Source organism: Palleronia salina (assembly GCF_900141995.1).
Lineage (GTDB): Bacteria > Pseudomonadota > Alphaproteobacteria > Rhodobacterales > Rhodobacteraceae > Palleronia > Palleronia salina.
Window position 1 is genome coordinate 287,692 of sequence record NZ_FQZA01000001.1, and the last position, 21,734, is coordinate 309,425.

At 68.2% G+C, this 21,734-nt stretch carries 18 protein-coding genes; 12 read left to right on the forward strand and 6 right to left on the reverse strand.

From position 1 onward, the window contains the following. The first annotated feature begins 79 nt into the window (after positions 1-79). From BUB76_RS01405 to BUB76_RS01415, 3 genes are all read left to right on the forward strand, one after another. The gene (locus tag BUB76_RS01405; RefSeq protein ID WP_073126503.1) at positions 80-967 is read left to right on the forward strand and encodes a PfkB family carbohydrate kinase; all 888 of its coding nucleotides are present in this window, start codon (positions 80-82) and stop codon (positions 965-967) included. After that, entirely contained in the window at positions 964-1,899 is a 936-nt protein-coding gene (locus tag BUB76_RS01410; protein WP_073125911.1) for a pseudouridine-5'-phosphate glycosidase, read from the forward strand. Before BUB76_RS01405 ends, BUB76_RS01410 begins: the two co-directional genes overlap by 4 nt. Positions 1,900-1,960: 61 nt before the next feature. Then, positions 1,961-2,662 (forward strand): DUF502 domain-containing protein, encoded by a 702-nt coding sequence (locus BUB76_RS01415; RefSeq protein WP_073125912.1) that lies wholly within the window; start codon positions 1,961-1,963, stop codon positions 2,660-2,662. Here BUB76_RS01415 and BUB76_RS01420 read toward each other — a convergent pair whose 3' ends face one another. Both BUB76_RS01420 and BUB76_RS01425 read right to left on the reverse strand, forming a co-directional pair. Next, positions 2,663-3,697, reverse strand: coding sequence for a patatin-like phospholipase family protein (locus tag BUB76_RS01420; RefSeq protein ID WP_073125913.1), 1,035 nt, complete (start codon positions 3,695-3,697; stop codon positions 2,663-2,665). A gap of 92 nt (positions 3,698-3,789) precedes the next feature. Then, positions 3,790-4,563, reverse strand: a complete 774-nt coding sequence (locus BUB76_RS01425; RefSeq protein WP_073125914.1) for a 3-hydroxybutyrate dehydrogenase — start codon at positions 4,561-4,563, stop codon at positions 3,790-3,792. A 330-nt stretch (positions 4,564-4,893) separates the two neighbouring features. Between BUB76_RS01425 and BUB76_RS01430 the strand changes: the two genes are divergently transcribed. From BUB76_RS01430 to BUB76_RS01450, 6 genes are all read left to right on the forward strand, one after another. Continuing rightward, complete coding sequence (locus BUB76_RS01430; RefSeq protein ID WP_073125915.1) at positions 4,894-6,723, forward strand: extracellular solute-binding protein; 1,830 nt, start codon at positions 4,894-4,896, stop codon at positions 6,721-6,723. Then, complete coding sequence (locus BUB76_RS18240; protein WP_269085811.1) at positions 6,713-6,841, forward strand: hypothetical protein; 129 nt, start codon at positions 6,713-6,715, stop codon at positions 6,839-6,841. The genes BUB76_RS01430 and BUB76_RS18240 overlap by 11 nt, the downstream gene beginning before the upstream one ends. Before the next feature lie 68 nt (positions 6,842-6,909). Further along, the gene (locus BUB76_RS01435) at positions 6,910-7,257 is read left to right on the forward strand and encodes a CsbD family protein (protein ID WP_073125916.1); all 348 of its coding nucleotides are present in this window, start codon (positions 6,910-6,912) and stop codon (positions 7,255-7,257) included. Between the two features lie 175 nt (positions 7,258-7,432). After that, a complete protein-coding gene (locus BUB76_RS01440; RefSeq protein ID WP_073125917.1) occupies positions 7,433-8,089 on the forward strand; it encodes a DsbA family oxidoreductase in 657 nt (218 codons plus the stop codon). Between the two features lie 88 nt (positions 8,090-8,177). After that, a complete protein-coding gene (locus BUB76_RS01445) occupies positions 8,178-8,717 on the forward strand; it encodes a methyltransferase family protein (RefSeq protein WP_073125918.1) in 540 nt (179 codons plus the stop codon). Then, positions 8,717-9,922 carry a multidrug effflux MFS transporter gene (locus BUB76_RS01450; protein WP_073125919.1) on the forward strand — a complete coding sequence of 402 codons (1,206 nt, stop codon included), beginning with the start codon at positions 8,717-8,719 and terminating at the stop codon, positions 9,920-9,922. The genes BUB76_RS01445 and BUB76_RS01450 overlap by 1 nt, the downstream gene beginning before the upstream one ends. Here the strand turns inward: BUB76_RS01450 and mfd are convergent. Next, positions 9,919-13,401, reverse strand: coding sequence for a transcription-repair coupling factor (mfd, locus tag BUB76_RS01455; RefSeq protein ID WP_073125920.1), 3,483 nt, complete (start codon positions 13,399-13,401; stop codon positions 9,919-9,921). The two genes, BUB76_RS01450 and mfd, sit on opposite strands and share 4 nt — an antisense overlap. 258 nt (positions 13,402-13,659) lie before the next feature. Here mfd and BUB76_RS01460 point away from each other — a divergent pair, with 258 nt between their 5' ends. Further along, complete coding sequence (locus BUB76_RS01460; protein ID WP_139250744.1) at positions 13,660-14,838, forward strand: type III PLP-dependent enzyme; 1,179 nt, start codon at positions 13,660-13,662, stop codon at positions 14,836-14,838. Between the two features lie 79 nt (positions 14,839-14,917). Here BUB76_RS01460 and BUB76_RS01465 read toward each other — a convergent pair whose 3' ends face one another. Then, a complete protein-coding gene (locus tag BUB76_RS01465; protein ID WP_073125922.1) occupies positions 14,918-15,787 on the reverse strand; it encodes an NAD(P)-dependent oxidoreductase in 870 nt (289 codons plus the stop codon). Between the two features lie 99 nt (positions 15,788-15,886). Here BUB76_RS01465 and BUB76_RS01470 point away from each other — a divergent pair, with 99 nt between their 5' ends. Further along, the gene (locus tag BUB76_RS01470) at positions 15,887-18,358 is read left to right on the forward strand and encodes a penicillin acylase family protein (RefSeq protein ID WP_073125923.1); all 2,472 of its coding nucleotides are present in this window, start codon (positions 15,887-15,889) and stop codon (positions 18,356-18,358) included. On the opposite strand, the gene BUB76_RS01475 is transcribed toward BUB76_RS01470, so the two are convergent. Both BUB76_RS01475 and BUB76_RS01480 read right to left on the reverse strand, forming a co-directional pair. After that, a complete protein-coding gene (locus tag BUB76_RS01475; protein ID WP_073125924.1) occupies positions 18,355-19,059 on the reverse strand; it encodes a VIT1/CCC1 transporter family protein in 705 nt (234 codons plus the stop codon). The genes BUB76_RS01470 and BUB76_RS01475 overlap by 4 nt on opposite strands. A gap of 9 nt (positions 19,060-19,068) precedes the next feature. Further along, on the reverse strand, positions 19,069-20,607 hold the full coding sequence (locus BUB76_RS01480) for a helicase HerA-like domain-containing protein (RefSeq protein WP_175550248.1): 1,539 nt from the start codon (positions 20,605-20,607) through the stop codon (positions 19,069-19,071). Between the two features lie 415 nt (positions 20,608-21,022). On the opposite strand from BUB76_RS01480, the gene BUB76_RS01485 reads away from it, so the two are divergent. Next, a complete protein-coding gene (locus tag BUB76_RS01485) occupies positions 21,023-21,658 on the forward strand; it encodes an invasion associated locus B family protein (RefSeq protein ID WP_073125925.1) in 636 nt (211 codons plus the stop codon). The last annotated feature ends 76 nt before the right edge of the window (positions 21,659-21,734 follow it).

Genomic DNA, 21,734 nt, shown 5'->3' on the forward strand with positions numbered 1-21,734 from the left:
GCGCACCGTCGCACCTGCAATCGCGCGGCTTGGCCAGTTTCCCTTGCGCCCGCCCGCCGACTGGATCAACAGGTGGATCATGGAGACTTCGGTTCTGTGCATCGGATCGGTCCTGTGGGACACGATCGGGCGAACGGCGCGGCCGCTGGCCATCGGCAACGACGTGCCGGGCCGGATCACGCGCGATCCGGGCGGCGTGGCGTTGAACGTGGCGATGGGGCTGGTGCGGTTGGGTCTGTCCCCTGCCCTGCTCAGCGCCGTGGGCCGCGACATGGACGGGGACGCGATCCTCGCCGCCGCGCGATCCCGCGGGATCAATTGCGACATGGTCTACGTCTCGGACGACCTGCCAACCGACCGCTACATGGCGATCGAGGGCGCGGGCGGGCTGGTCGCGGCCATCGCCGATGCTCATTCGCTCGAAGCGGCGGGCGACAAGATCCTGGCGCCGCTACTGGACGGGCGGCTGGGCGGTGAGGACGCGCCTTATACCGGCTGCGCCGCGCTGGACGGCAACCTGTCCGAGGACCTGCTGACCGCCATCGCCAAGGGCCCGTGGCTGGCCGCGGCCGACCTGCGCGTGGCGCCCGCCTCGCCCGGCAAGGCGCTGCGCCTGCTGCCGCTGCTGCGCCATCCGAAGGCGACGTTCTACGTCAATCTCGAAGAAGCCGGCCTGCTGCTGGGCGAAACCCCGGCCGACAGCGCGGCGGCCGCGCAGGCGCTGGTTGTCCGGGGCGCCGCGCGGGCGCTGGTGACCGACGGGCCCCGGCCCGCCGCCATGGCCGACGCCGAACTCTGCGTCACCGCCACGCCGCCCGAGGTCACCGTGGCGCGCGTGACCGGCGCCGGCGACAGCTTCATGGCCGCCCACATCGCGGCGGAGCTGCGTGGCCTGACCGGTCGCGCGACGCTGGATGCCGCGCTGGTGGCGGCGGCCGCCTTCGTTGCAGGGGATGATCCGGAATGAGCTTGCCCATGATCCAGTCGGACGAGGTCGCCGACGCGCTGCGCACCGGCGCGCCGGTCGTCGCGCTCGAATCCACCATCATCACCCACGGGATGCCGTGGCCGCAGAATCTGGACGTCGCGCGCCGGGTCGAGGAGACGGTGCGCGCGGGCGGCGCGGTGCCGGCCACGATCGCGGTGATCGACGGGACCTTGCACGTGGGGCTGACCGACGCGCGGCTCGAGGATCTCGCGCAGCGCGACGGCGTGGCCAAGCTCAGCCGGGCCGACATCGCCGCCTGCATGGCCACCGGCGGCACCGGCGCCACCACCGTGGCCGCGACCATGATCGGCGCCCGGCTGGCGGGCATCGACATTTTCGCCACCGGCGGAATCGGCGGTGTGCATCGCGGCGCCGAAGACAGCTTCGACATCTCCGCCGACCTGCGCGAGCTGTCCGAAACGCCCGTCACCGTTGTCGCGGCCGGGGCCAAGGCGATCCTCGACCTGCCCAAGACCTGGGAGGTGCTGGAGACGCTGGGCGTGCCCGTCATCGCCGTGGGACAGGACAGCATCCCGGCCTTCTGGTCGGCCAGCTCGCCCCATCCCGCGCCCCTGCGCATGGACCGCGCGTCCGAGATCGCTGCGGCCCACGTGATGCGGGGCGCCATGGGGCTGCCCGGCGGACAGCTGGTGGCCAATCCGATTCCCGCGGCAGACGAGATCCCGGCCGAGGCGTTGACCCCCGTGATCGACCAAGCGCTGGAGGAGGCGGCGGCGCAAGGCATCGCGGCCAAGGCGGTGACGCCCTTCCTGCTCGCGCGGATCTTCGAGCTGACCGAGGGCCGGTCGCTCGAGGCCAATATCGCGCTGGTGCTGAACAACGCGCGTCTGGCCGCTGAAATTGCACAGGAAATTGGCGCCCTGCGCCGCGCGGGGGGGCCTGTGGCGTGATCGCGGTTGTGCCTGTTTCGCACCGCCCCTAAGAAAGGCCGAGACCGATCAGGGCCCGTTCATGAGCAATTTCCCCGCCGATCCCGAGCCGCCCAAGCGAAAGTCGCTGTTCGCGGGATTGCGCGCGAATTTCCTGACGGGCCTCGTCGTGATCGCGCCCATCGGCCTGACCATCTGGCTGATCTGGGCCGTCATCGGCTGGGTCGACGGCTTCGTGCTGCCCTTCGTGCCCAACCGGTTCAAGCCCGAGCAGTATATCGGCATCAACCTGCGCGGCGTGGGCGTGGTGTTCTTCCTGGTCTTCACGGTGCTGATCGGCTGGCTGGCCAAGGGGCTGATCGGCCGGTCGCTGCTGCGCTGGGGAGAAAGCCTCGTGGCGCGCACGCCGGTGGTCCGGTCGGTCTATAACGGGCTGAAGCAGATCGCCGAGACGGTCTTCGCCCAGTCCGACACAAGCTTCGACCGCGCCGTTCTGCTGGAATACCCGCGCAAGGGATTGTGGGCCGTCGCCTTCATCTCGACCGACGCGCGGGGCGAGATCGACGAGAGCATCCCGTCGACCGAGCAGAAGGTGGCGGTGTTCCTGCCGACCACGCCGAACCCGACCTCGGGCTTCCTGCTCTTCGCCCGCCGCTCGGACCTGATCGAGCTGGAGATGAGCGTCGAGGACGCCGCCAAGCTGGTGATCTCGGCCGGGCTCGTCTACCCGAACGCCAAAGACCCGACCCGGCCGGCCGATCAGCCCGCCCACGCCGCCGAGTGATCAGCCATACATCTCGGCGAGGTTGACCGAGGATGCCTGCCCGAGCTTGTCGATGTGCGCGTCGAGAAAGCTTTCGGCCGCCGCCCGCCCCGCGGCCTTCAGCCGCGCGAGGATCAGGGGCTGGGGCACGGTCTTGGTGGCCACCGACAGGTCGGTCATAGTATCGTCATCGGCGATCATGTGGACCAGCACCCGCTTCATCCGCCCCTCGGGGATGCTTCCCTCGGCGATCATGCGCTGAACGAAGGCGATGGCGCGCAGCTCGGACAGAAGCGCGCTGTTGAAGCTGATCTCGTTCACCCGGTTCAGGATTTCCTGCGCCGTATAGGGCAGTTCGGCCCGCTCCAGCGGATTGATGTTCACGATCACCACGTCGTCGGGCAGATGCGGCTCGTAAAGCGGGAACAGCGCGGGATTGCCGGAATAGCCACCGTCCCAGTAGGATTCGACCGTCCCGTCGGGCTCGGCGATCTCGACGGCGCGGAACAGCGTGGGCAGGCAGGCCGAGGCCAGCAGCGCGTCGACCCCGATCTCGCCGCGCCGGAAAACGCGGATCTTGCCGGTGCGCACGTTGGTGGCGCAGACCGACAGGTCGGGGCCCGCCACGCTGCACACCTCGTCGAAGCGCAGGTCCTCGAGGATCGAACGCAGCGGGTTCACGTAGAACGGCCCCAACCCGTAAGGGCTGGTCGCCCGCGCCAGCCAGTCGCCGATGGCATAGCCCGGCGAATATTCGATCGCGCGGCCCAGGAACGGCGTCGACGGAAGCAGGGCGTTGACCCAGGGCGTGCCGTCAAGGCTGCCCAACGCGCCTATCCGGCCCCAGAGCCACGCCAGGTTCTCGCGCGCGGCCTCGGCCCCGCCCGACAGCAGCCCCGCCTTCAGCGCCGCGCCGTTCAGCGCCCCGGCCGAGGTGCCGGAAATACCGGCGATCTCGACCTCGCCCCCTTCCAGGATGCGGTCGAGCACACCCCAGGTGAAGGCGCCATGCGCGCCCCCACCTTGAAGGGCCAGATTGATCCGTGGCTTCGTCATGTCGCCCCCGGTCCGGGGCGGTGCGCCCCGCCCCTGCTTCATCTTTCAACAAATACCCATGGCGCGCCCGACGACCCGGGCGCGCCCTTCGATCACAGCGCGGTCCAGCCGCCATCCACGCTGATCGTGGTGCCGGTGATCTGCGCGGCCGCGTCCGAGCACAGGAAGACGGCCGTGCCGCCCACCTGTTCGACGGTGGCGAATTCCTTGCTGGGCTGGCGCTCCAGGATGACCTTCTGCTTCACCTCGTCCTCGGACATGTCGTATTTCTTGGCGGTGTCCGGGATCTGCGCCTCGACCAGCGGTGTCAGCACGTAGCCGGGGCAGATCGCGTTGCAGGTGATCGGCTCGCGCGCCGTTTCCAGCCCGACGGTCTTGCTCAGCCCGACGATGCCGTGCTTGGCGGCGATGTAGGCCGACTTGTAGGGCGACGCGGTCAGGCCATGGGCCGAGGCGATGTTGACGATCCGGCCCCAGCCCGCCTTGCGCATCATCGGCAGCGCCACGGCTGTGGTATGGAAGGCCGAGCTGAGATTGATGGCGATGATCGCGTCCCATTTCTCGGTCGGGAACTCGTCCACCGGGGCCACGTGCTGGATGCCGGCGTTGTTGACCAGGATGTCGCAGGCGCCCGCCTGCTCGACCAGGGCGCGGGCCTCGTCGGCCTTGCTGAGATCGGCCTTGATGTAACGTGCCGTCACGCCGAACGTGTCGGCGATTTCCCGCGCAATCGCGTGATCCTCGTCGCGGTCGGTGAACGAATTCAGCACCACGTTGGCGCCCGCGCGCGCCAGTTCGCGCGCCACGCCCAGCCCGATTCCCGAGTTCGAGCCGGTGATGACGGCGGTCTTGCCCTTCAGCTGCATGTCGAATTCCTGTCTGCAAAACTTCGCTGGCGCGTTTCTGCACCTGCAAACTAAGCGAATCCAGCCCGATTTGGTTCACGAAACCGGCGATTCGTCCAAAAATCGTGGTGCGCCAAGGACCTAGGAGTCAGCTTGAAGCCAATAAAAAAACGCCCGCGCAAGGCGGGCGTTAAGTTATTGAGGCAGGTTTCATACAGGCAAGAAACCTATCGAGCAGTGTCCTTCTTATACGCCATTCTCCGCGCAGATCAAATCCAAAAAGTTTGCTGTTCGCCGCAAGCCCCCGTAATCTGGGCCAAACAAGAAACGGCGCAGCAGACAGGTTCCCCAATGGAAACAATACTCTCCCGCACCTTCGCCGGCGCGGCAACCGCGATCTGCCTGGGGCTGGCCAGCCCCGCGGCGGCCGAGCCCAGCCACGGCATCGCGATGTATGGCGAACCGGCCCTGCCCGAGGGCTTCACCGCCCTGCCCTACGCCAACCCCGACGCGCCGCTGGGCGGGCGGCTGGTGCAGGGCGAGGTCGGTACCTTCGACAGCCTGAACCCGCATATCCTGAAGGGCGAAACCCCCTGGCAGCTGCGATTCCTGGCGCACGAATCGCTCATGGGCCGGTCTTACGACGAGCCGTTCACGCTGTACGGTGTGCTGGCCGAGTCCATCGAGACCGCGCCCGACCGCTCCTGGGTCGAGTTTACCTTGCGCCCCGAGGCGCGGTTCTCGGACGGAAGCCCCGTCACGGTCGAGGACGTTCTGTGGTCCTATGAGACGCTGGGCACCGAGGGGCACCCCCGCTATCGCGGCACCTGGGCGCAGGTCGCCTCGGCCGAGCAGACGGGCGAGCGGTCGGTGCGCTTCACCTTCTCCGAGCGCAACGACGAGCTGGCGCTGATCATGGGGATGCGGCCGATCCTCAAGAAGGCCCAGTGGGAGGGCAAGGATTTCACCGACTCGGGCGTGGACGAGATCCCGATCTCGTCGGCCGAGTACGTGGTCACCGATTTCGAGCCGGGCCGCCATGTCACCCTGCGCCGCGACCCCGACTACTGGGGCAACGGCGTCGTGCCTTTCATGAACGGCCAGGGCAACCTGGACGAGATCCGGATGGAGTTCTACGGCGACAGCACCGCCATGTTCGAGGCGTTCAAGGGCGGCGCCCTGAACATCATGCGCGAGGCCGACGCGCAGAAATGGGAAACGCAGTACGATTTCCCGCGCGTGCAGAACGGCGAGGTCGAGAAATCGGTCATCCCGCACGAACGGCCCTCGGGCATCTACGGCTTCGTGATGAACACCCGCCGCGCGCCCTTCGACGACTGGCGCGTGCGCGAGGCGCTGATCACCGCCTTCAATTACGAGTTCATCAACCAGGTGCTGAACGACGGCCGCCTGCCCCGGGTCACGTCCTACTTCTCGAACTCGGTGCTCGGGATGGAGGACGGCCCGGCCTCGGGCCGCGTCCTCGAATATCTCGAGCCCTATTCCGACGACCTGCTGCCCGGCGCGATCGAGGGCTACACCCAGCCCGAGGGTGACGGGTCCGAGCGCAACCGCGCCAACCTGGCCCGCGCCATGGACCTGCTGGCCGAGGCGGGCTGGACCATCGACCGGAGCACCGGCGCGCTGGTCGACGATGCGGGCGAGACGATGTCCTTCGAGATCCTGCTGGCCAATGGCGACCTCGTCGCGGGCACGAGGCAGGCCATCAACATCTACACCGCGGCGCTGGAACGGCTGGGGATCGAGGCCAGCGTGAGCCTGGTGGACGACGCGCAGTTCAAGTCCCGCACCGACGCCTTCGATTTCGACATGACCGAGTACAGCCGTGCCCTGAGCCTCAGCCCCGGCAACGAGCAGCGGTATTACTGGGGGTCCGAGGCGGCCGACCAGGAAGGCTCGCGCAACTGGATGGGCGTCCGCAGCCCGGCCATCGACGGGCTGATCGACGCCATGCTGTCGGCGCCCAGCCAGGAAGATTACGTGGCCGCCGTGCGCGCGCTGGACCGGGTGCTGACCTCCGGGCGCTACGTGATCCCGCTGTGGTTCCGCCCCGACAGCCTGATCGCCCATGATGCCGATCTGCACTATCCCGAGACCCTTCCCGCCTACGGGGATTACCTCGGATTCCTTCCCGACGTATGGTGGTACGATGAAGACTAAGCTGATCCTCGCCGTGATGGTCGTCGCCCTGTCGGGCTGCGCGCTGGTCCGCACCCCGGTGCGCGTGGCCGCCGACATGGCGCACATGACCGTCGATCTGGCGACCGCCCCCTTCTGATCGCGCGGAACCACCGGCCCGGCGCCGCATTTCCCCCGTGACACATCACGCAAAGGGGACGACCTGCCATGCAATGGGACACCATCAAACGCGACTGGCCCGCCTTCATCGCGCCGATCATGCAGCGCTGGGACCGGGCCGAGGAAAACGACCTGCTGGCGCTGGACGGGAACCGCGAGCGGCTGGTGGATTACCTGGCCGAGCGGCACGAGTTGACCCGCGCCGAGGCCAATGAGCAGCTGACCGCCTGGGAACAGGGCGCGGCGCCCGCCGACGCGGTGATGGACGAGACCCGCGATGGCGACAACATCCGCGCCTCGGCCGCCCATATCGGCGTGGGCGAAGACGTCTATGCCGACGACAAGGATTTCGGCGACGACAACAAGACGGCGCGCCCCATCGGCCGCGATACCTGATCGGGCGTCGTCCGCGGGAGTCCCGCGTCCCGCCATGCGTCTTTCCGGAAAGATGATGCGGCCGCAACGTGGTCGTCATCCTGTTGCGGTGCGCGCTTCAAGGGTTACATAGGCGGTCAACGAAGGCCCGCCGCGCCCCGCGCGCGCCGGGCCGGACAGACACGGAGCGCGCCCCATGATCAAGCTCGACATCCTGTCGGACCCCATCTGCCCCTGGTGCCTGATCGGCAAGACCCGGCTGGACCAGGTCCTGCAGGACCGGCCCGACCACCCCTTCACCATCGAATGGCACCCCTTCCAGCTGAACCCCGACATGCCGCCCGAGGGGATGGACCGGCGCGACTATCTCGAGACCAAGTTCGGCGGCCGCGAGGGCGCGGTGAAAGCCTATGCCCCCGTGGTCGAGGCCGCCGAGGCCACCGGGCTGGACATCGCCTTCGACAGGATCGAGCGGACGCCCAACACGCTGGACGCGCATCGCATGATCCATTGGGCGGGACTCGAGGGGCGGCAGGCGGCCATGGTGGCCGCGCTGTTCAACGCGTATTTCATGCAGGGCCGCGACATCGGCGACCATGACACGCTGCTGGCCCTGGCGGGCGACGTGGGCATGGACCGCGAGATGACCGCGCGGCTGCTCGATAGCGATGCCGACCGCGCCGACATCGCGGCGCGCGACGCCCACGCCCGCGCGCGCGGAGTAACCGGCGTGCCGACCTTCATCATCGCCGAGCGCCACGCGGTCCCCGGCGCGCAGCCGCCCGAGCTGTGGCACAACGTGCTGGACGATCTCGAGCGCCAGGCCGCCGAGGCCGAGGCCGACGCGGAATGAGACCGCCGCCATGGGGGGGGCTCCGCCCCCGTCCTTCGGACTCCCCCGGAGGTATTTGCGGAAAGATGAAGCCGGGGCGGGCCGCGTGATGGTCACCTGGCTTCTGGTGTCGCTGGGGGCTTCGGCGCTGTGGGGCGTGGTGCTGTTCGTGTCGGACAGGGGCATGGCCCAGATCTGGCCGCCGGCGCGGGGCAACTGGATCACCGGGATCGCCGCCTGGCTTCTGACCATCGCCATCTACATGGGGCTCATCCGCACCGCGACGGCGGACTGGAACGCGCTGGACCTGCCCGCGTGGCTGCGCTGGGGCGTGGGCGGCGTCGCGCTGTCGGTCGCGGCGACGTGGGTGCAGGGGCGCGGGATCACCGACCTGGGGCTGAAGGGCACCAGCGGCTGGGACGTGGGTGTGGTGACCACGGGCGCTTACGCCCGGCGGCGCCATCCGCAATACGCGGGCCAGGTCCTGTCGCTCCTGGGCCTGGCCCTTCTGGGCGGATCGGCCTGGGCCGGGCTGGCGGCGGTTGCCGGCAGTGCCGCCTTGATCTATGCGAGCCACGTGGAGGATCGGTTCATGGCGCGCAGGCATCCCGACTACGGGGACTACGCGTCGCAAGTCAGGTTCTTTTGATGTCCCAAAATTCGTTGACGCAACCGGGCCGCGTCGAGTTCGTGGCCATGGTTGCCGTCCTGTTCGCCACGTTGGCGTTTTCCATCGACACGATGCTGCCCGCCCTGCCCGAGATCGCCGGCACGCTGACCCCGGACGACCCGAACCGCGCGCAGCTCGTGGTGACCTCGTTCATCTTCGGCATGGGGGTCGGCACGCTATTCGCCGGGCCGATCTCGGACACCGTGGGGCGCAAGGCGGGCATCCTCGGGGGGCTGGGGCTGTATATCCTGGGCGCGGCACTGGCGAGCCGGGCGCAGACGCTCGAGACGCTCATGGCCGCGCGGGTGGTGCAGGGCCTGGGCGCGGCGGGGCCGCGGATCGTCAGCCAGGCCATGATCCGCGACCGGTTCGAGGGGCGCGAAATGGCGCAGATCATGTCCTTCGTGATGATGATCTTCATCCTCGTGCCGGCGATGAGCCCGGCGGCCGGCAGCCTGGTCATCGACGGCTTCGGCTGGCGCGCGATCTTCTGGGCCTTCGTGATCTTCGCGCTGTTCGGCGGCACCTGGCTGGCGTTGCGCCAGCCCGAGACCCTGCCGCGCGAGGGGCGCCACCCGCTGCGTATCGGGATCGTGTGGCTCGCGCTGAAGGAGACGCTGCGGCGGCCCGAGGTGCGGCTCTATATCGCCGTGCTGACGCTGGGCACCGGGCAGATGTTCGCGCTGATCAGTTCGGTCCAGCCGATCTATGACCAGTCGCTGGGCATGGCGGACAGCTTCGCCTTCTGGTTCATGGCCACCGCCCTGCTGGCCGGCACGGGCACGATCGTGAACGCGGCGCTGGTCATGCGGCTGGGCATGCGGCGCCTGGCGATCACGGCCTACGCGGCGCAGGGGGTGATCTCGCTGGTGTTGGTTGCGGCCGAGGTGGCGGGGCTGGTGCCCGCCGAGGCGGCGTTTCCGGTGTTCTTCGCCTGGTCGGTGTCGGTCTTCTTCATGGTCGGCCTGACCTTCGGCAATCTCAACTCGCTGGCGCTGCAGCCCCTGGGCCATATCGCCGGGACGGCTGCGTCGGTGATCGGCGCGATCTCGACGATCCTGGGCGTGGTCATCGCCGTGCCGATCGGGCTGGCCTTCAACGGCTCGCCCATGCCGCTTTATGTCGGCACGGGCGTCTGTTCGGCGCTGGCCTACCTGCTCATGCGGCGCACGGTGGAAAGCTAGGATTTTTCGGGCGTCTTCTGGCCCACGTCCAGCGCGCGGCGCAGGTCCTGGGCGATCGAGAAGGCGCCCTTGATCTTGTCGCTGTCCTTTTTCCAGTCCCGGCGCACGACGATCTTGTTGTCCTTGACCTTGGCCTGGCCCTTCTGGTCGTTGATGAACTTCACCAGGCCCTGCGGGTTCGCGAACTTGTCGTTGTGGAACTGGATCGTCGCGCCCTTCGGCCCTGCATCGAGTTTGGCGATGCCGGCGCGCTTGCACTCGGCCTTGATGCGCACCACCAGCAGCAGCGTGTTGACCTCTTTCGGGAGCTTGCCGAAGCGGTCGATCAACTCGGCGGCGAAGCCTTCCAGCTCGACCTTCGAGGTCAGGTCCGACAGGCGGCGGTAGAGCCCCAGTCGCACGTCGAGATCGGGCACGTAGTCTTCGGGGATCAGCACGGCGACGCCCAGGTTGATCTGGGGCGACCATTCACCCATCTCGCCCAGGCCGTCGATGCCTTCCAGTTCGCCCGCCTTCAGCTTGGAAATCGTCTCTTCCAGCATGGACTGGTAAAGCTCGTAGCCGACCTCGCGGATCTGGCCCGATTGCTCCTCACCCACGAGGTTGCCCGCGCCGCGGATATCGAGATCCTGGCTGGCCAGCATGAAGCCCGCCCCGAGGCTGTCGAGCGATCCCAGAACGCGCAGGCGCTTCTCGGCCGTGGGGGTCAGCTTGGCGCGTGGCTTGGTGGTCAGGTAGGCATAGGCGCGGGTCTTGGCGCGCCCCACCCGGCCCCGGATCTGGTAGAGCTGCGCCAGCCCGAACATGTCGGCGCGGTGCACGATCATCGTGTTGGCCGTGGGGATATCGAGGCCCGATTCGACGATGGTGGTGGCCAGCAGCACGTCGTAGGCGCCGTCGTAGAAGGCGTTCATGCGGTCGTCGAGCTCGCCCGCCGCCATCTGGCCGTTGGCCACGATATAGGTGATCTCGGGCACCTCGTTCTTCAGGAACTCCTCCATCTCGGCCAGGTCCTTGATGCGCGGGACCACGATGAAGCTTTGCCCCCCGCGATAGTGTTCGCGCAGGAGCGCCTCGCGGATGGTCAGCACGTCGAATTCGGACACGTAGGTGCGGATCGCCAGGCGGTCGACGGGCGGCGTGCCGATGATCGACAGGTCGCGCACGCCGGTCAGGCTCAGTTGCAGGGTGCGCGGGATGGGCGTCGCGGTCAGGGTCAGGACGTGGACGTCGGTGCGCAGCTGTTTCAGGCGCTCCTTGTGGCTGACGCCGAAATGCTGCTCTTCGTCGATGACCAGCAGGCCGAGATTCTTGAACTTCACCGATTTCGCCAGCAGCGCGTGGGTGCCGATGATGATGTCGCAGCCGCCATCGGCCATCCGTTGCCGCGCCATGTCGCTGTCCTTCTTCGACACGAAGCGGGACAGCTGGCGCACCTCGATCGGGAAGCCCTTGAAGCGTTCACTGAACGACTTGTAGTGCTGGCGCGCCAGAAGGGTCGTCGGCGCGATCACGGCCACCTGCACGCCCGACATGGCGGCGATGAAGGCGGCGCGCATGGCGACCTCGGTCTTGCCGAAGCCCACGTCGCCGACGATCAGCCGGTCCATGGGCGTGCCCGAGGACAGATCGCCCATCACGTCCTCGATGGCCGACATCTGGTCGTCGGTCTCGTCATAGGGGAAGCGGGCGCTGAAATCCTCCCAGGCGTGGTCGGGCGGATCCAGCACCGGGGCCTTGCGCAAGAGCCGCTCGGCCGCGACGCGGATCAGGCGGTCGGCGATCTCGCGGATGCGTTCCTTCAGGCGCGCCTTCTTGGCTTGCCAGGCCCCGCCGCCCAGCTTGTCGAGCATTCCTTCCTCGTGGCCGAACCGGCTGAGGAGTTCGATATTCTCGACGGGAAGATACAGGCGGTCGCCGCCCGCGTATTCCAGCAGGAGGCATTCATGCGCGGCGCCCAGGGCCGAGACGACCTCCATCCCCTGGTAGCGCCCGACGCCGTGGTCCACGTGGACGATCAGGTCGCCGATGCTGAGCGATTGCGCCTCGGTCAGGAAGTTCTCGGCCCGGCGCTTCTTGGGCGTCTTGCGCACCAGCCGGTCGCCCAGCACGTCCTGTTCCGAGATCACCGTCAGGCGGCCGTCCTCGTACGGCCCCTCGAACCCGTGGTCGAGGCCCCAGACCGCCAGGTATAGCCCGCCCTTGCCCTCGGGCACGTCGCGGAAGTCGCGGATCTCGGTCGCGCCGTCGACGTCTTCGTCTTCCAGCAGCCCGGCCAGCCGCTCCCGCGCACCGCTGGAATAGGAGGCAACGATGACCTGCCCATCCTTGCGTTTCGCCTTGATGTGGTCCGCCAAGGCACCGAAAAGGCTGACGCTTTCCTGCTGGCGCTCGGGCGAGAAATTGCGCCCGATGCGGCCGCCCGCGTCGACGACGTTCGGCCCCGACGCCTGCGCCAGCGGATGGAAGCGGATGGTGCGGTGGCCTTCGGTCGCCTGCTCCCACGCGTCGTCGTCCAGGTACAGCTGCTCCGGCGGCGCGGGCTTGTAGACGGTATCGACCCGGCCCTTCTTGGTCATCGCGTCGCGGCGGTTGTCGTAGGCGTCGGTGACCATTTCCCACCGCGCGACGCGGGCGGGCGTGACCTGATCATCGAGTGTGATCGCTGCCTCCGGAAGGTAGTCGAACAGCGTCTCCAGCCGGTCGTGGAAGAAGCCCAGCCAGTGCTCGATCCCCGCGTGTTTCTTGCCCGCGCTCACGGCCTCGTAGAGCGGATCGTCGGTGCCAGCTGCCCCGAACTCGATCCGGTAGGCCTGGCGGAACCGGGTGATCGCGGCATCGTCGAGGATCACCTCGCTGACCGGGGCCAGTTCGACCTGGTCCAGCTTCTCGGTGGTGCGCTGGGTGACGGCGTCGAAGCGGCGCGCGCCGTCCAGCACGTCGCCGAACAGGTCCAGCCGCACCGGACCGCCCTCGCCCGGCGGCCAGACGTCGATGATGCCGCCGCGAATGGCGTAGTCGCCAGGCTCCATCACCGTGGGGGCCTGGGTGAACCCCATGCGCACGAAGAAATCGCGCAGCCCGGCCTCGTCGATCCGGTCGCCCACCCGCGCGGTGAAGGCCGAGCCGCTCAGCACGTCGCGGGGCGGAATCCGCTGGGTCGCGGCGTTCACGGTGGTCAGCAGCACGAAGCGCTTCGGCATCCCGTGCACCAGCGCCGCCAGCGTCGCCATGCGCGCGGCCGAGATGTCGGCGTTGGGCGACACGCGATCGTAGGGCAGGCAATCCCAGGCGGGGAAAGTGAAGACGGGCAGCGACGGGTCGTAGAAGGCCAGCGCGGCCTGCATCGCCGCCAGCCGCTTGTCGTCGCGCGCCACGTGGACCAGCGCGCCATCGGCCTTCGCCAGTTCGGACAGGACCAGGCGCGCGTCGAACCCTTCGGGCGCGCCGCCCATGGTGATGAAGCCGGATTTTGACATGGACGCCTCAGGTAACGGCCCCGCGCCCGGTGTCAATCGCCAGTGCGCCGTGACCTGCCTGCATCGCCTGTCGGGCATGCGGAAGTTTCGGGCAATCGAAGGAAATTTCCCCTTGATCCAACGACGGTTGGGCCTCATATGCGCGACCAAGACGCCAACGCACGCGCCTCTGTTCGGGCCATTGCCCTCACGCAGCGACGGTAACGTCTCCGCTGTCACTTTCGGGGGGCTGAACCAGTCCCTCCGGGTCCACTGGAGATGCCCATGACCGCCCTTGCCACAGACCGCGCTCTGCGCGGTACCGATTCCATCACCGACCGTCTGGACGCGGCCATCGCCGCGACCACGTTTGACCGGCCTACTCTGGTCCTGGACCTGGACATCGTGTCCCGGAACTTCCAGGCCCTTCAGCGCGGCCTGGGCGATGCGTCGATCCACTATGCCGTGAAGGCCAACCCCGCACCCCAGGTGATCGAGCGCCTGGCGATGCTGGGCTGCCATTTCGATGCCGCCTCGCGCGGCGAGATCGAGTTGTGCCTGAGCATGGGTGCCCGCCCCGAGCATGTGAGCTTCGGCAACACCATCAAGCGCGCGACCGACATCGCCTTCGCCCATCGCGCGGGCATCACCATGTTCGCCGCCGATGCCGAGGAAGAGCTTGAGAAAATCGCCGAGCATGCGCCCGGTGCGCAGGTCTATCTGCGCCTGATCGTCGAACCCACGGGCGCCGACTGGCCGCTCACCCGCAAGTTCGGCTGCGCGCCCGCCCGGGTCGAGGGCCTGCTGGCCTATGCCCGCGATCTGGGCCTCGATGCCATCGGGCTGTCGTTCCACGTGGGCTCGCAAACCCGTCACGCGCATATGTGGTCCGACACGCTGAATCAGGTGGCCGCCACCTGGCACGCCGTCCGCGCCGCCGGTTTCGACCTGCGCCTGCTGAACATCGGTGGCGGCTTTCCCGCCTTCCACGGCGACGACGTGGACCCGCTGGAAGCCTACTCGCGCGACGTGATGGCCCAGGTGCGCGCGCGCTTCGGCGACGCCGTGCAGATCATGGCCGAGCCGGGTCGCGGCATGGTGGCCGATGCCGGCGCCATTGCCGCCGAGGTTCTGCTGGTCAGCCGCAAGAGCGACGACGACCTGCACCGCTGGGTGTATCTGGATGTGGGCCGCTTCTCGGGCCTGGCCGAGACCGAGGGCGAGGCGATCCGCTACCAGTTCGAGACCGCTCGCGATGGCGACGAGGCCGGCCCCTGCATCCTTGCGGGCCCCAGCTGCGACAGCGTCGACGTGCTGTACGAAAAGCGTCCCGTTTCGCTGCCCGTGAGCCTGCGCGCCGGCGACCGCGTCGTGATCCGCAATTGCGGCGCCTATACCTCGAGCTACAGCTCGGTCGGCTTCAACGGCTTCCCGCCGCTGGACGTCATGGTGATCTGACCACCCGGCCCCGGGCATCCTGACAGAAAAACGCCCCGGCCGATGGCCGGGGCGTTCTCGTTTCGCAATCTGTCGCGCGTCAGTCCTTCGACAAGGCCGCCAGCCGCTTGATCAGCGCCGAGGTATCCCAGCGCCCGCCGCCCATGTTCTGCACGTCCTTGTAGAACTGGTCGACCAGCGCCGTCACCGGCAGGGCCGCCCCGATCTCGTCGCCGGTGGCCAGGCAGATGCCCAGGTCCTTGCGCATCCAGTCGATGGCGAAGCCGTGGTCGAACTTGTCGTCCAGCATGGTTTCGTAACGGTTCGACATCTGCCAGCTGCCGGCGGCGCCCTGGCTGATGACCTCGACCACCGCGCGGCCGTCGAGCCCGGCGGTCTGGGCGAAATGCAGCGCCTCGCTCAGGCCCTGCACGAGGCCCGCGATGGCGATCTGGTTGCACATCTTGGTCATCTGGCCCGCGCCCACGTCGCCCAGCCGGCGGCAGATCTTGGAATAGACCTCCATCACCGGCTCGGCCTTGGCGAAGGCCGCCTCGTCGCCGCCGCACATGATGGACAGCTGGCCATTCTCGGCCCCCGCCTGCCCGCCCGAGATCGGCGCGTCGACATAGCGGCCCGGTATCTCGGCGGCCAACTCACGCGTGACCATGGCTGACACGGTGGTGTGGTCGACGAAAATGGCGTTGCCCGTCATTCCGGCGAAGGCGCCGTCTTCACCAAGACAGACCGAACGCAGGTCGTCGTCGTTGCCAACGCAGGCCATCACGAAATCGCAGCCCGCCGCGGCCGCGCCCGGTGTCGATGCGTGGGTGCCCGAATGCTCTTCGGTCCACTTCTCGGCCTTCGCTTCGGTCCGGTTGTAGACGCAGACCTCGTGCCCCGCGGCGGCCAGATGCCCCGCCATCGGGTATCCCATCACGCCCAGTCCCAGAAACGCTACTTTCGCCATGCCTTCACCTCCGCTTTCAAATATCTTATGCGGCTAGCTAACGCTTGGGGCGGTGCGATCCAATACCCACCGCACGCGCACGGGGGGACCAAGGGCACAATGGCATCGATCTTTCGCTGGTCGCTGAGGCTGTTTCTGGCATTGGCCGGCCTCGCCATCCTTGCCGTGGTGATCGCCCTGTGGTTCGCGTCGCGGTCCCTGCCCGACTACGACGCCAGCTACCGGCTCGACGGCGTGTCCGGCCCGGTCGAGATCGTGCGCGACAACGCCAACGTGCCCCATGTTTTCGGCGAAAGCGATCCGGACGTCTTCTTCGGGCTGGGGTTCGCCCACGCGCAGGACCGGCTGTGGCAGATGATGCTGCTGCGGCGCACGGCCCAGGGGCGTCTGTCCGAGATCTTCGGCCAGCGGACCGTGCGCACGGACGAGCTGCTGCGCCGGCTCGACCTCTACAACCTCGCGACTCGTTCGGTGGACGTGCAGACGCCTTACGCGACCGAGGCGCTGCGCGCCTACGCCGACGGGGTCAACGCGTGGCTGGCGCAGGTCAATGACGGCGCCATGGGGCGCGGCGCGCCCGAGTTCTTCCTGTTCTCGCCGCAGATCGCGCCGTGGCAGCCCGCCGACAGCATCGCGCTGGCCAAGCTCATGGCATTGCAGCTGAACTCGCACCTTCCGAACGAAGTCCTGCGCGCCCGCGTGTCGCTTCAGATGGACGACCCACGCGTCGAGGACATCATGCCCAGCCCCGCGGGCAACGGGATCGCCACGCTTCCCGAATACGCGTCGCTTGTGCCGGGGGCCGAGGACGCGCCGGGCACGCGGCTGGCGTCCCTGCCGCCCGAGGATCCGCTGTATCCGGTGAAGCCGCTGGGCCTGGGTGGCGCGTCCAATGCCTGGGCCGCCGACACCAGTCGCTCGGCCTCGGGCGGCACGCTTCTGGCCAATGACCCGCACCTGGGCCTGACCGCGCCGTCGGTCTGGTACCTGGCGCGGCTGGAGCTGGAATCGGGCGGCGTCATCGGCGGCAGCCTGCCCGGTGTGCCGTCGATCCTGCTGGGCCGGTCGTCGGAACTGGGCTGGGGGCTGACCTCGTCCTATCTCGACGATGTCGATGTGCATATCGAGCGGCTGAACCCCGACAACCCCGAAGAGGTCCTGACGCCCGAGGGCTGGAAGCCGCTGCGCGAACGGACCTCCATCGTGCTCATCAAGGATGCCGAGCCGATCACCCTGACCTTGCGGTGGTCCGATAACGGCCCGGTCCTGCCCGGCCGCCATTTCGACCTGGAGACCATCACGCCGCCGGGTCACGTCGCGTCGGTCAGCTGGACGGTGCTGTCGCCCGCCGACACTTCCGTTTCGGCCGGGCTGGAGCTGCTGAAGGCCAAGACGGTGCCCGATGCCATCGACGCCATGGAAGGCTTCATTGCCCCCAGTCAGAACCTGACGCTGGTCGACCGCGAAACGGTGGGCATGAAGATGATTGGCGCCGCCCCGCGCCGCGCCGACGGCCACCAGTCCAAGGGCCGCCTGCCCACGCCGGGCTGGATCGCCGACAACCGCTGGGACGGCCGCCTGCCCTATACCACCAATCCCGAATTCGTCGGGCCCGCCGGTGGCATCGTGGGCAACACCAACAACAAGACCGTGGACCGGCCCTTCCCGCTGCATGTCTCGTATTCCTGGGGCGACACCCAGCGGGTCCAGCGCTGGCGGCGCCTGATGCAAAGCCGCGAAGTCCACACCCGCGAGTCCTTCATGGAGGCGCAGCTCGACACCGTCAGCTTCACCGCCCGGTCGCTTCTGCCGCTGATCGGCGCGGACCTGTGGTTCACGGGCGAGGCCGCGCCCGAGGGCACGCCCGAACGGCTGCGCCAGCGCGCGCTGGACCTGGTGGCCAGCTGGAACGGCGAGATGAACGAACACCTGCCCGAGCCGCTGATCTACGCCGCCTGGATGCGCGCGCTGCAATCGCGCCTGATAACAGACGAGCTGGGACCGCTCGCCGATGAATTCGCGCGGCTCGAGCCCCTGTTCATCGAGCGGGTCTACCGCGACGTGAACGGCGCGTCTGTCTGGTGCGACGTGGTGCAGTCGGCCCGGGTCGAGACCTGTTCCGACATGGCGCGGCTTGCGCTGGACGACGCGCTGATCTGGATCTCCGAGCGCTATGGCACCGCGCTGGAATCCCTGCGCTGGGGCGACGCGCACGAGGCGGTGCACGAGCATCCCGTTCTGGGCGAAGTTTCGGGCCTCTCGTGGCTGTTCAACATCCGCCAGTCCACCTCGGGCGGGGACAACACGCTGCAACGGGGCCGCACGGCGGGCGATGGGCCGAACCCGTTCCGCAACGTGAGCGCGGCGGGCTATCGCGGGATCTACGATTTCGCTGATCCCGACTCGTCGCTTTTCGTGATCTCGACCGGGCAATCGGGCCACCCGCTGTCGCGGCATTACGACGACCTGGGCGAATTGTGGCGCCGCGGCGAATACATTCCGATGACGCTCGACCCGGAACTGGCGCGCGCCGCCGCCGTGGGCGTCACGCGGATCGAGCCCGCGCGCTAGAACAGCGATCCGATCCCGTAGGCGACCGCCGCCGCAGCCCCGCCGATCAACAGGGTCTCGAGGCCCGACCGCCACCAGGGCGCCAGCGACCAGAGGCTTTTCAGCCCGCCGATGGCGAAGAAGACCGTCAGGGTCGCGACGCTGGACACGCGGAAGGCGTCCTCCATTCCGAAAAGGAACGGTAGCAGCGGCACCATGCCCGTGACGAGGAAGGCCGCGAAGGTCGCCAGCGCCGCGCGCATGGGATGCGGCGCGACCGATCCCAGCCCGTATTCGCCTTCCAGCATCATTTGCAGCCAGGGCTCGCGGCGGGATGTGATCTGCGCGGTCGCCTCCTCGAGCACGTCGCCCGACAGGCCCTTCTGGCGCAGGATCTCGCGGACCTCGCGGCGCTCGCCCTCGGGGTCGGTGGCGATATGGCGCATTTCGACCGCGCGCAGCCGGCTGATGTCGTCGACCTCGGACTTGGTGGCGGAATAGTTGCCCGCCGCCATCGAGAACCCGTCGGCGAACACGTTCGCCAGCCCCAGCGCGACGATCACCAGCGGCGACAGCCCGGCCCCGGCCACGCCCGCCACGATCGCGAAGGTCGTCACACCGCCGTCGATGGCACCGTAGACCACGTCGCGCAGGTAGCCGCGGCCGCGTGGCGCGCCGATGCGGGTGCGGATCTCCTCGGGGCTGTGGCCGTGTTCTTCCATGCCGCAGGCCTAGCGCCCGCGGAACAGGCCGCCGAGGATGCCACGGACAAGGCGGCGCCCGGTGGTTCCACCCAGCTCCTTGATGACCGCCTTGGTCATCGCCTCGCCCAGGCTGTCGAGACTGCTTGACCGGCGCGAGGTGGATCGCTTCACCTGCTGCCCGGTATAGCGTCGGGCCGCGCGGTATTCGCGCTCCGCCTCGGCGGCGGCCTCTTCCTCGGCTTCGGCTTCCGCCGCTTCGGCGGCGGCCTTGTCGGCGCGCGCGCTCAGGATCTCGAAGGCGCTTTCGCGGTCGCGCACGGCTTCGTATTTCCCTGCGATGGGCGAGGTGTCCATGACCTCGCGCCGCACGGCCTGCGAGATCGGGCCCAGCTGCGCCGACGGCGGCCGGATCAGCGTGCGCTCGACCACGCCCGGCACGCCCTTGTCCGCCAGCAGCGACGTGACCGCCTCGCCCACGCCGACCTCGCGGATCGCGTCCTCGGTGTCGAAGCGCGGGTTCGAGCGGTAGGTCTGCGCGGCGCGGGCAAGCGCCTTCTGGTCCCGCGCGGTGAAGGCTCGCAGCGCGTGCTGGATGCGGTTGCCGAGCTGGCCCAGGATATCCTCGGGCACGTCGTCGGGATCCTGGGTGATGAAATAGACGCCGACGCCCTTGGAGCGGATCAGCCGCGCGACCTGTTCGACCTTGTCGACCAGGGCCTTGGGCGCGTCCTCGAACAGCAGATGCGCCTCGTCGAAGAAGAAGACCAGCTTGGGCTTGTCCGGATCGCCGACCTCGGGCAGCTCCTCGAACAGCTCGGACAGAAGCCACAGCAGGAAGGTCGCGTAGAGCTTGGGCGAGGACATGAGCGTGCCCGCGTCCAGGATGTTTATCCGTCCGCGCCCGTCGGGATCGGTGCGCATGATGTCCGACAGCTCCAGCGCGGGCTCTCCGAAGAGCTGCGCGCCGCCTTGGTTCTCGAGCACCAGCAGCCGGCGCTGGATCGCGCCGATGGACGCCCGGCTGACATTGCCATAGCGCAGCGACAGCGCGTCGCCGTTCTCGCCCACCCAGACCAGAAGCGCCTGAAGGTCCTTCAGGTCCAGAAGCGGCAAGCCCTGTTCGTCGGCCAGGCGGAAGGCGATGTTGATGATCCCCTCCTGCGCCTCGGTCGCGTCCAGCAGCCGGCTGACCAGCAGCGGCCCCATCTCGGCCAGGGTGGTGCGCACGGGATGGCCGTTCTGACCGAACAGATCCCAGAAGGTCACCGGGAAGGCGTCATAGGCATAATCGGTGAACCCGATGGTCGCCGCGCGCTTTGTGAACGCCTCGTGCAGCTTGAAATCCGCGCGCCCGGCGGAGGCCAGGCCCGACAGGTCGCCCTTCACGTCGGCCAGGAACACCGGGACTCCGCGCGCCGAAAAGCTCTCGGCCAGGATCTGCAGGGTGACCGTCTTGCCGGTGCCCGTCGCGCCCGCGATCAGGCCGTGGCGGTTGGCGTATTTCCGCAGAAGGGGTTGGGGCGTGCCGTATCCCTCGCCGCCGCCCCCGACAAAGATATCGTCCATGATCACGCCCCCGTGTTCGTCGTATTTGCGTTAGCAATACATGCTTAACCCGATCGTGCCAGTCTGACGGCACCGATGACTGGCCCGCCACGGGTCACCGCATCGGTTTCTCCCTGTTGGACTGGCCGCGCCGCACCCGGCGCGGCCCTTTTCTTGTTGAGGCTGCGGATCGCAGGAAAATTGCCCAAAATCCGGTCATGGCTGCGCGAAAATGTCAGTTGACGGACTATGCAATTGCTTCTAGCGTCCTCGGCAATAACAGGCTGGCCAGTCCAGCAGGGAGATAACACCAGCGTCAAAGGCCCCGTTTCCGGGGCCTTTTTCGTGTCCGGCCCCTTGGAAAACGGGCCTGACACCCCGGGCCGGATTTGCTATGGCCTGCGCCAGCACACCAGACACGAAAGATGGAAGTCCCATGCCGAAACTGATGTATTCCCTGTCGCTTGCGGCCCTGCTGGCCCTGCCCTTCGGCGCCCACGCCCAGGACGACGCGGCCGCCACCGACGGCGCCGAGACCGAAAGCGCCCCCCAGGTGGTCGAACCCTCGGGCACCGACGGGCTGTCGATGGGCGCCCCGGTCGAGGACGAGAACGCCCCCGGCCGATCCTACACCGCCGGAGAGTTCGGCGACTGGCAGCAGCGTTGCATCCGCACCGAGGATGGCAGCGATCCGTGCCAGCTCTACCAGCTGCTGCGCGATAGTGACGGCAACGCGGTGGCCGAAATGAGCGTCTTCCCCCTGCCCCCGGGCCGCGAGGCGCAGGCCGGTGCCACGATCATCACGCCGCTGGAAACCCTGCTGACCCGTGCGCTGACACTGCAGATCGACAGCGGCCAGGCCAAGCGCTACCCGTTCGAGTTCTGCGCAGCTGCCGGCTGCTTTTCCCGCATCGGTCTGACCGGCGCCGAGGTCGAGTCGTTCAAGCGCGGCGCGCAGGGCACCCTGACCATCGCGCCCGCCGCGGCCCCCGACCAGACCATCGAATTGACGGTGTCCCTGTCGGGCTTCACCGCGGGCTATGAAGCGGTGGCAGAAGCGAACACGAACTGATCCCGCTGATCGGGCCGCCCGTCACGGGGGCGGCCCGGCGCAACCCCGAACGGCGGCACGATCCCCTGGACCGCGC